Raw genomic sequence first — 10,512 nt, 5'->3', positions numbered from 1 at the left:
GAATGCCATGCTGCGAGACGGTACAGAATGGCGCTGATGGACGGCGGTTTAAGACAGTTGCTCCCACATTCTGGATTGGAGTGGCTCAGCTACCGAGTTTCTGCGCCAGCACCGCAATATGCTCCGGCCCGATCCCGCAGCAGCCGCCCAAGTGACTGGCGCCCCGCTGTCGCCAGTCCAGCGCCCAGTGCAGATACCCCGGCGGATCGAGATCGTCACGCAACGGGTCGAGCCCGTCGTTGGCCGTGGCTTCCTTCGGTTGCGGTGGAAACGCATTGGCATACGCGCCGATATTGATCGTCACACCGAGACGCTCGAACGTTACGCGCGCCGCGTCGATGGCGGCGCCAATCACTTCAGGCTGACTGCAGTTGAACAGCAAGGTCGCGACGCCCAGTTCAGCCGCCACCGCAGCCGCTTCGGTCACCGGCTCGCCGGAGCGCAGGCGCGGCACTTCATCGGTGTCTTCATCCTTGAGAGTGAACGACAGCCAGAACGGTTTGCCATCCTTCGGCAGCCCCGCGTGAATGGCGCGTGCCTCGACGATCGAGCTCTGGGTTTCGGCCAGCCAGAGATCAACGTGCGGAGCCAGTCCGTTGACCAGCGGCGTCAGCAACTCGCTCACACGATCCGCTTCGAAGAGGTCCGGACGGTAGGAGCCGAACAGCGGCGGCAACGAACCGGCAACACGCACCGATTTGCCGGATGCCAGCACCGCCCGCTGCGCCAACTCCCCCGCCAATGCCGCAAGCGCTTGGCCTTCAGTTGCAAACCGCGCCTCGCCAATGTGGAACGGCACCACTGCGTAGCTGTTGCTGGTGATCACGTTAGCGCCACTGGCGATGTAAGCGGCGTGTACCGCCTCGACCGCTTGCGGTGCTTCGCTCAGCGCCAGGGCCGACCACTCGGGCTGGCGAAACGGCGCGCCGGCGCGTTGCAATTCACGGCCCATGCCGCCATCGAGAATGACCGTTGCTGCTGCGCTCATATGCTATTCACTCATATGCTTATGAAAATAACTCACTATCGGAGCCGTTCTTATAACTATTTAATACGCACCAATCGGTTAATAACAACCTCTTTTTTTCAGCAGGAAGCAACTGTGAAATTCCAACCGCTATTGGCCCTGGGCCTGACCATTCTGGCCTCCAGCCAAGCCTTCGGCGGCGCGACGCTGGACCGTGTCGAGCAGAAGAAAGAACTGGTTGGCGTGCTGATGGAAAGCTATCCGCCGTTCTCGTTTCTCAATGAGCAGAATCAACTCGACGGTTTCGACGTTGACGTTGCCAAAGCCGTGGCGGACAAGCTTGGCGTCAAACTTCGTCTCGAAACGCCGTCCTGGGACGTGATCGCCGCCGGCCGCTGGAGCGGGCGCTACGACATCTGCATCTGCTCGATGACCCCGAGCAAAGCCCGCGCAGAAGTGTTCGACTTCCCGGTCGAGTACTACGCCTCGCCAGCGGTAATCGTGGTCAACGCCAAGGACGATCGCATCCACAGCGCCAAGGATCTGAGCGGCAAGAAAGTCGGCCTGACCAGCGCCTCCAGCTACGAAAGTTACCTGAACAAGAATCTGGTCATCGAAGGCGCCGAGGATACGCAGTTGCAATATCCGTTCGAGGATGTGCAGATCGCCCCGTATGACACCGACAACGTCGCCTTTCAGGATCTGGGCCTGGGGGCCGGCGTGCGCCTGGATGCGATCCTCACCAATCTGGTCACCGCGCAGCCGCGTCTGAGCCAGGACCCGCGCTTCAAACTGGCCGGCGAACCGCTGTACTCGGAACCGAACTCAGTGGCCATCGAAAAAGGTGACCCGCAATGGGACGCCAAGGTGCGTGAGGTATTCGCCCAGCTGAAACAGGACGGCACCCTGAGCAGGCTGTCGCAGAAATGGATCGGCGCCGATATCAGCCAATGACTTCCTTTCCAACCCCGCCACAGCCACCGCAACCGGTGGCTGAAACACGCCTGCAAAAGCTTTTCGGATTCCGTACGCGCCTGTACCTGACGTGGGCGGCGCTGTTCTGCCTGTTCGCCGGATTCTTTCTGAGCTTCGACCTGAAGTTCGCGATCATCCTCGACAAGCTACCCAACCTCGTTGGCCTGAAGCTGGCGCCCAACGGCTTCCTGCAAGGCGCAGCGCTGACGCTGTTTCTCTGCGCCTGCGCAATCATCGCCTCGTCGCTGCTGGGTTTCATCACCGCGCTGGCGCGCCTGTCGAACAGCGCCGTGGCGTTTGGCATCGCCAGTTTCTACACCTCGTTCTTTCGTGGCACGCCGCTGCTGATCCAGATCCTGCTGATCTACCTCGGCCTGCCGCAACTGGGCATTGTCCCCGGCGCCATCGTCGCCGGCATCATTGCCCTGTCGCTGAACTACGGCGCCTACCTGAGCGAAATCTTCCGCGCCGGCATCCTCGGCGTCGATCACGGCCAACGCGAAGCATCGCTGGCGCTGGGCCTGCGCGAAAGCGTGATTTTCTGGCGCATCACCCTGCCCCAGGCCATGCGCACGATCATTCCACCGACCACCAATCAGTTCATCTCGATGCTCAAGGACTCGTCGCTGATCTCGGTGATGGGCGTGTGGGAAGTGATGTTTCTCGCCCAGTCGTACGGCCGCTCAAGCTATCGCTACATCGAAATGCTCACCACGGCGGCGATCATCTACTGGCTGATGTCGATCGGGCTGGAGTTGATTCAGGCAAGAATGGAGCGGCATTACGGCAAGACGTATGTGCGCCGTAGTTGAGGTGCATTCAAATGGTGTCCCGGCGAATCCGCACAACGCCCATTTTCATGCCGAATGGGCGGAACACCGCGTTCAGCGACTTCAGGGTCTGATTGCCTTCGCCATGTTCGATATGCACCAGCGTGCGCACTGAAATCTTGCACATCTTCGCGAACTGAGTCTGATGCAGACCGGTGACTTCGACCCGTAAACGGCGCACGGCGTCACCGATTTCCAGAGTGCCTTCGGCCAGCGCTTGCTGAATGCTTTCGATGAGCGCCGTGCGCTCGAGGACGGTCAGACTCATTGCAGGTTCCACTCTTTCAAACGTTGCTCGAGGTTTTTCAGGTGAACGCTCGGGTGATTCATGGTTCTGGCGGGCAAACCGCTGGCCGCAAGAATATCCGGCAGTGCGGCCAGACGGCGGGCATCCGCGCGCAGGCCTTCGAACAGCGCCGAGGCATCCAGCCCCGCCAACGAATCGTGCGGATCTGCGCTATCGGCCAATACGCGGCAGACACCTCGCCAATCGACATCTCCCGCCCGCTCCAACTCTCTTGGCCATTTGGTCGTACGAGTCACGCCTTCGTCATCCATGACCATCGGGGCGAGGTCATAAATCGGCGCGAGCTGGAATGCGTTCTCTTGCCGGATGATCGCCGTGTTACGGCCGTGGTTATCGGAGTTTCCGAGGATTTTATTGATCAGGTCGCGACGCAGATAATCGGCGACGAGGCCGGGAATCAGGCTGGCCTGACCCGCTTTGCGCCAGAGCCCGGCGAGCATGCGTATCACTTCCAGATGATTCATGGCACTGCCTGGCGTCGTCACTTCAGCCAGCGAATAAATCGATTCGACGGCAAAACGCGACACCGCCCCATCTTTCACTTGTCGATCAAAACGCCGCATCCACAAACTCGGTTTGTTCGCCTCTTCCAAGGCCAGGCCCTCTGCCGCGACCGTTTCGATGCCCAATGTCTGCAGCGCATTGTAGTAATGGAATTCGCTGCGCAGGATGTCCTGGTCGGTCTGCCCGCCCCTGTTTCTGGCGAATTTCACGAACCAGTGCTGTCGCACTTCTTCATCGTCCAATACCGCATCGGGATACAGAAGCCCGGCGCTGTTTTCTGCCAGTAATAGCTTCGGAGCTTCACCACCTGCCCCCGTCGCGCCACCGATGGCCGCGCCTAGCTCGTAGGCATATTCAAGAAAGCGGTTGTCGCGGCTAATGACCTCCTCGCGCTCGAATCCGATCGGCTTCCTCTCATCGACTGCTTCCGCCGATTCCTTTATGCGCATGTTGCCAATGGGAGCCGGTGTACTGCGACCCAGCAGAAACAGATCGGCACTGATCTCGGCGGGTCTTTCCTGACCCAGGCGGGCGAGCAGAAACCGCTTGGCTGCGCCTGCCGGTGCGATGTCGTGGACAAAGGCTGGTGTCTTCGCGCGCCGACCTTCCCAATCCAGCGGATACAGGGCACTCACGGCTTGGGAAAAAGGCGACCCGATCAACTCGATGTTTTCCACCAGATAGTCCGCTTCATAGCCAAAACTGCAGCGGCTTTCGAAGCCTTTTTCCGGATCATCGAAGTCAAGAATCATCGCGTCGTGCCATTGCCCGGCGGTGAATATCTGGAGTGTCAGGTTGTACATGTTGATTCCGTATGCATTTAAATGCAGCTAAACGAGAAAAAACTGTTAATACATGCATTATAGTGCATCCAAACAGTTTTACGCGCCGGAATATCTGCAAAAAAATGCAGATTAACATTCCCATGTGACCGTATGAACGCAAATTAATGCAGTTAAGCGTCTGACGTGCCGCTGGTGAAGGTTCTTCAACGGTACAAAGCCGTAGGAGAAAGAACAGCCACCACTGCGCAAAAGCTCTGATTTGTGGAAACCAGTGAGGGTTTTCTACACAACGATCCGATGTCGCCTGCGTGGATGTGGGAAGCGGCCGACATCGGTTTTTTTCAGGCAGCAATAGAGTTGGGTCTTCTCGATAAGGAGGTCGAACTTGATGCCCACTCAACACCTATTCGCACCAAAACACTTGGCTCTGGCTATTTCATTGGCAATGGGTGGCGTAGCGCTGGCTAACGCCGAGCAATCCACTGAAGCAATAGAGCAGCCCCCAAGCATGGAAACGACGGAGCAGCCCGAAACCAACCCCAAGCAACAGGCGATGGAACGGCTACAGGGTTTTCTCACCGACGCGAGCACGGTACCGATAACCTTTACGACACCGGAAACCTTGTTCAAAGGGACTGACGTCAACGACTTGATTACCCTAACCGACGGCGCAAGCTTCACGGGTCGGCTGGATGGCGGCAAGGGCAATAATGTGTTGTTCCTTAATGCTGCGGATGGCGGCACGTTGAACGACACGCGCAACTTCAATGGGTTATTCGTCGCCCAAGGCAACTGGACGCTGAGCTCCAAAGGCGATTTCCATGAAGGTGTTCTGGTCAACAGCGGTGGAGCGTTGACCAACCTCGGCAGCATCAAGGGTGATGTGTATGTCCAGAATGGCGGCAGTTTCGCCGGTAAAGGCACGGTGGGAAATCTTGAGGTAGGTGGGCTGCTCACCATCAATGCAGCGCTTGGCGCACCGCGAGTGAAGGGTAATTTGCACTTGGCGCCTGGTGCCGAATTGGCTTACGAGGTCACTCCCTCTGGTGGTCAGACGATAAAGGTCGATGGCACAGCCCAACTCGAAGGTGCCACCCTGAAGATTGCTTCGGCTTCCGGTGAATATCCGCAGAGCAACCAATACAAAGTCATTGAGGCACGAGAGGTAAAAGGCGAATTCGGCAGGATAGAGAACGATCTGGCCTATATGACCGCCACAGCTCACTACAACAAGAAGTCGGTTGGACTGACTTATGCTCGCAATGGTGAACCGCTCCAAAGCCTCGCTCTTACAGAAAATGCAGGCGAACTTGCAGGCAGTATTATCGAGCCAGAGCAGCCGACTTCTCCCGCTGTACCGATCGCGACAACGCCCGCTCCAGCTTCAATGACAGCGGTGATCGCAGCTCCAGCCCCTGCCCTGACCTCAGTTGCGACCTTGATTGAAGACTCCGCATCGGTGGAATCATCGATACCCAACGAAATCGTAACTGCACAAACCACCGCACAGCCGGCGTCCGAGCCTGCAAAGCCCATCAACACCGCCGTCGCCGCACTGCTGACCAGCGATAAAGCCACCGCCCCCATCGCGCTCGACCAACTCGCCGCCGGCAGCAATGCCAACCTCGCCAAAGCCACACTGAGCAGTGTCACGCCGGTCAGTGCGAGCATGCTCTCGGCGATGCGCCAACTGGACAACCGGTCCGGCTCTACTGACGGCTCGCGCAGTTCAACTCATCAGACCTCCGGCAGCGAAGACTCCGGGCGGCTGTGGTTCCAGGCATTGGGCCACGGCGGCAAGATTGACCGCGACGCCGACGGCATCCTTCAACATGCCACTCAAGGGCTGGTCATGGGCGCTGACTGGCGACTCGACGAGCACTGGCATGTCGGCGTGCTCGGCGGCAAATCGCAGACGAACCTCGATGCCCGCCAGTACGACGGCGACCTCGATAGCTGGCATCTTGGCGCATACGCCGTGCGTCAAGACGGCCCGCTGTCTTTGCGCCTGGGCGCCACCTACGCCGGCCATGACGGCAGCAGCACACGGCGGGTAGCGTTCAAGGGTTTCAGCGATCGTCTCAGGGGCAACTACGACGCCAATACTCAACAGGCGTTCGCCGAAGCCGGGTTTAACCTGGGCCGGGATAGCGTGACCCTCGAACCCTTCGCCAGCCTCGGCTATCAGCGTTATCAGCGCGACAGCTACAACGAAAAAGGCGGCGATGCGGCGCTGAAAATCTACGGCCAGACCCGCGACAATTTCAGCAGCACCTTTGGCCTGCGGCTTGCGCGGATCAATACGCTGGATAACGGCATGCATTTGACCCCACGGTTGAGTGCAGGCTGGAAACACACTTTCGGCGAAATCGACAGCGGCACCGGCCAGCAACTGCGCAACGGCGGCAAGCGTTTCGAAGTGAATGGCGCGACACTGGATCGGGACAGTCTGTCGCTGGATGCAGGGCTGGATCTTGGACTTTCGGCGGCGCACACACTGGGCGTGGGCTTAACGGGTGAGCTGGGCGACGACAGCCGAACGTATGGCGTGTCGGGTCAGTGGCGCATGGCGTTCTGATGGATTAAGCACACCCCCTGAGGGAGCGAGCCTGCTCGCAAAAGCGGTGGATCGCTCGCAGATGATGTTGGCTGATCCGACGTATTCGCGAGCTGGCTCGCTCACCCATGTGTGCCTGACAAGGTCGGGAAAAAACAGGCAAAAAAAAGGGGAGCACATGCCCCCCCGAGGTTTAAAACGGTCGATCGCGGCTATTATCTCAGCCTTCGATCTCGATCAGAATTTCACCCGGATTCACCCGGTCACCCTTGGCCACATGTATCGCGGCGACCTTGCCGGCAATCGCAGCCTGGACTTCGGTTTCCATCTTCATCGCTTCGGTGACCAATACAGCCTGGCCGGCCTTGACGGTGTCGCCCTCCTTGACCAGCACATCGACGATGTTGCCCGGCATAGTGGTGCTGACGTGGCCCGGCGCCGAGGCCTGCTTGCGTTTGCTGCTGCCACCGCCGACAAATTCATTGAGCGGTTCGAACACCACTTCTTCCGGCATGCCGTCGATGGACAGGTAGAAGTGGCGCTTGCCCTCGGCCTTGACGCCGACACCAGTGATGTCGACGCGGTAGGTTTCGCCATGGACGTCGATGACGAACTCGGTCGGTACGCCCTCGCCCGCCGCCGAGGCCACGGCGCCGGCTTCCGGGATCGGCAACAGCACTTCCGGCGTAAGGGTGCCGGCAGCGCGCTCTTCGAGGAACTTGCGGCCGATGTCCGGAAACATGGCGAAAGTCAGCACGTCTTCTTCAGACTTGGCCAGAGCGCCGATATCGGCCCGCAGCTTGGTCATTTCCGGCTTGAGCAGATCGGCCGGGCGCACGTCGATGACGTCTTCGCTGCCGATCGCCTGACGCCGCAGTTTTTCATTGACCACGCCCGGTGCCTTGCCGTAGCCGCCCTGCAGATACAGCTTCACTTCGTTGGTGATGGTCTTGTAGCGCTCGCCGGCCAGCACGTTGAAGAACGCCTGGGTGCCGACGATCTGCGAGGTCGGCGTCACCAGCGGCGGGAAGCCGAGGTCTTCACGTACGCGCGGGATTTCTGCGAGCACTTCGCCCATGCGGTTGAGGGCGCCCTGCTCTTTCAACTGGTTGGCGAGGTTGGAAATCATCCCGCCAGGCACCTGGTTGACCTGCACACGAGTGTCGACGGCGGTGAATTCGCTTTCGAACTGGTGGTACTTCTTGCGCACGGCATAGAAGTACAGGCCGATTTCCTGGAGCAGTTCCAGATTCAGGCCGGTGTCGTACTCGGTGCCCTTGAGCGCAGCGACCATCGACTCGGTGCCCGGATGACTGGTGCCGGAGGCGAAGCTGGAGATCGCCGTATCAATGTGATCGGCACCGTTCTCGATTGCTTTGAGCTGGCACATGGCGGCCAGGCCAGCGGTGTCGTGGGAGTGGATGAACACCGGCAGCGATTGCTCGGCTTTCAACGCCCGCACCAGTTCACCAGTGGCGTACGGCGTCAACAGACCGGCCATGTCCTTGATCGCGACCGAATCGCAACCCATGGATTCCATTTGCCTGGCCTGGGTAACGAAGGCGTCGATGGTGTGCACCGGGCTGGTGGTGTAGGCGATGGTGCCTTGCGCATGTTTGCCGGCAGCCTTCACCGCTTCGATGGCCACGCGCAGGTTACGCACATCGTTCATCGCATCGAAGATGCGGAACACGTCGATGCCATTTTCTGCGGCTTTGACGACGAAGGCCTGAACCACGTCGTCGCTGTAATGGCGATAACCGAGCAGGTTCTGCCCGCGCAAAAGCATTTGCAGACGGGTGTTGGGCAGCGCAGCACGCAGTTGGCGCAGGCGCTCCCACGGGTCTTCTTTGAGGAAGCGCACGCAGGCGTCGAAGGTCGCTCCGCCCCAGCATTCCAGCGACCAGTAGCCGACCTTGTCGAGCTTGTCGCAGATCGGCAGCATGTCTTCGGTGCGCATGCGAGTGGCGAGCAGCGATTGATGAGCGTCGCGCAGGATGGTGTCTGTTACGAAAATCTTCTTGCTCATTCTTGTATTCCTCACAGGCCTGCGTGGGCGGCGATGGCGGCGGCGATGGCCAGGGCCAGCTCTTCGGGTTTGCGCTTGATCGAGTAGTTGGTCAGTTCCGGGTGGCTTTCAACGAAGCTGGTATTGAACTGGCCGCTACGAAATTCCGGGTTGCGCAGAATTTCCTGGTAGTACGCGGCGGTAGTCTTCACGCCCTGCAGACGCATGTCGTCCAGCGCGCGCAAGCCACGGTCCATCGCCTCTTCCCAGGTCAGCGCCCAGACCACCAGCTTCAGGCACATCGAGTCGTAGAACGGTGGAATGGTGTAGCCGGTGTAGATCGCCGTGTCGGTGCGCACGCCCGGGCCGCCGGGGGCGTAGTAACGGGTGATCTTGCCGAAGCTCGGCAGGAAGTTGTTTTTCGGGTCTTCGGCATTGATACGGAACTGCAACGCGAAGCCACGGTGCTGAATGTCTTCCTGCTTCACCGACAATGGCAGGCCGGAAGCGATGCGAATCTGTTCGCGGACGATATCGATGCCGGTGATTTCTTCGGTGATGGTGTGTTCCACCTGCACGCGAGTGTTCATCTCCATGAAGTACACCTCGCCCTCGGCGAGCAGGAACTCCACGGTACCGGCGTTCTCGTACCCCACCGCCTTGGCCGCACGCACCGACAGGTCGCCGATGTAGGCGCGCTGCTCCGGGGTGAGCTGCGGGCTCGGCGCTATCTCGATCAGCTTCTGGTTGCGGCGCTGGATCGAGCAGTCACGCTCGAACAGGTGCACGACGTTGCCAAAACTGTCACCGAGAATCTGTGCTTCGATGTGTTTGGGATTGACGATGCATTTTTCCAGGAACACTTCCGCCGAACCGAACGCCTTGGTGGCTTCGGAGATGACACGGGGGAAGTTCTGTTCGAGTTCTTCGCGGCTGTTGCAGCGACGGATACCGCGGCCGCCGCCACCAGAGGTGGCCTTGAGCATCACCGGGTAACCGATGCGGTCGCCTTCGACCAAGGCTTCTTCGATGCCGCAGACATTGCCCTCGGTACCGGGCGTCACCGGTACGCCGGCTTTGATCATGCTGCGCCGCGCTTCGGTCTTGTCGCCCATGCGCCGGATGACTTCCGCCGACGGGCCGATGAACTTGATACCGCGCTCGGCGCAGATTTCCGCCAGCTCGGCGTTTTCCGACAGGAAACCGTAGCCGGGGTGCAGCGCATCGCAGCCGGTTTCCACGGCCAGGTTCACCAGCTTGCGCGGGTTCAGGTAGCCGGCCAATGGCTCGGCACCCACGCTGTGGGCCTCGTCCGCACGCTTCACATGCAAGGCATGGCGATCGGCATCAGAGAAAATCGCAACCGAGCGAATGCCCATTTCGGCGCAGGCTCGTACGATTCGTACGGCGATCTCACCACGGTTGGCGATCAGGATCTTTTTTATCACTTGGAGGTTCCCTTGAGCCGGTGGCACCACGACCTGCTAGACCCAGGTCGACGCGTGACCAAATGTTTCAATTCAGTCGCAAGCCCACACTAGCGCCGCCAAGGGATTAACAAAAATGAGTAAAAATTGGG

8 protein-coding genes are annotated in these 10,512 nt (G+C 59.5%); 3 read left to right on the top strand and 5 right to left on the bottom strand.

What is annotated here, in order from left to right; genetic code table 11:
• Nucleotides 1-85: 85 nt before the first annotated feature.
• Entirely contained in the window at nucleotides 86-988 is a 903-nt protein-coding gene (locus tag CXF97_RS19090; protein WP_101159844.1) for a homocysteine S-methyltransferase family protein, read from the bottom strand.
• Nucleotides 989-1,102: 114 nt separating this feature from the next.
• On the opposite strand from CXF97_RS19090, the gene CXF97_RS19085 reads away from it, so the two are divergent.
• The gene (locus CXF97_RS19085) at nucleotides 1,103-1,921 is read left to right on the top strand and encodes an ABC transporter substrate-binding protein (RefSeq protein ID WP_101159843.1); all 819 of its coding nucleotides are present in this window, start codon (nucleotides 1,103-1,105) and stop codon (nucleotides 1,919-1,921) included.
• A complete protein-coding gene (locus tag CXF97_RS19080; RefSeq protein ID WP_101159841.1) occupies nucleotides 1,918-2,754 on the top strand; it encodes an amino acid ABC transporter permease in 837 nt (278 codons plus the stop codon). The genes CXF97_RS19085 and CXF97_RS19080 overlap by 4 nt, the downstream gene beginning before the upstream one ends.
• Nucleotides 2,755-2,761: 7 nt before the next feature.
• Here the strand turns inward: CXF97_RS19080 and CXF97_RS19075 are convergent, their stop codons facing one another.
• Together CXF97_RS19075 and CXF97_RS19070 are read right to left on the bottom strand one after the other, a co-directional pair.
• Nucleotides 2,762-3,040, bottom strand: coding sequence for a helix-turn-helix domain-containing protein (locus CXF97_RS19075; RefSeq protein WP_039757273.1), 279 nt, complete (start codon nucleotides 3,038-3,040; stop codon nucleotides 2,762-2,764).
• Complete coding sequence (locus CXF97_RS19070; RefSeq protein ID WP_101159840.1) at nucleotides 3,037-4,386, bottom strand: HipA domain-containing protein; 1,350 nt, start codon at nucleotides 4,384-4,386, stop codon at nucleotides 3,037-3,039. The genes CXF97_RS19075 and CXF97_RS19070 overlap by 4 nt, the downstream gene beginning before the upstream one ends.
• A gap of 370 nt (nucleotides 4,387-4,756) precedes the next feature.
• On the opposite strand from CXF97_RS19070, the gene CXF97_RS19065 reads away from it, so the two are divergent.
• A complete protein-coding gene (locus CXF97_RS19065) occupies nucleotides 4,757-6,946 on the top strand; it encodes an autotransporter domain-containing protein (protein ID WP_101159838.1) in 2,190 nt (729 codons plus the stop codon).
• A 199-nt stretch (nucleotides 6,947-7,145) separates the two neighbouring features.
• On the opposite strand, the gene oadA is transcribed toward CXF97_RS19065, so the two are convergent.
• Both oadA and CXF97_RS19055 read right to left on the bottom strand, forming a co-directional pair.
• Nucleotides 7,146-8,954, bottom strand: coding sequence for a sodium-extruding oxaloacetate decarboxylase subunit alpha (gene oadA / locus CXF97_RS19060; protein WP_101159836.1), 1,809 nt, complete (start codon nucleotides 8,952-8,954; stop codon nucleotides 7,146-7,148).
• 11 nt (nucleotides 8,955-8,965) lie between these two features.
• Nucleotides 8,966-10,381, bottom strand: coding sequence for an acetyl-CoA carboxylase biotin carboxylase subunit (locus CXF97_RS19055; RefSeq protein ID WP_101159832.1), 1,416 nt, complete (start codon nucleotides 10,379-10,381; stop codon nucleotides 8,966-8,968).
• Nucleotides 10,382-10,512: the final 131 nt, after the last annotated feature.

This window comes from Pseudomonas sp. Choline-02u-1 (assembly GCF_002836515.1).
In the GTDB taxonomy this organism is placed as follows: Bacteria; Pseudomonadota; Gammaproteobacteria; order Pseudomonadales; family Pseudomonadaceae; genus Aquipseudomonas.
Note: the sequence above shows the minus strand (reverse complement) of the source record. Positions and strands in the feature narration are given on the sequence as shown.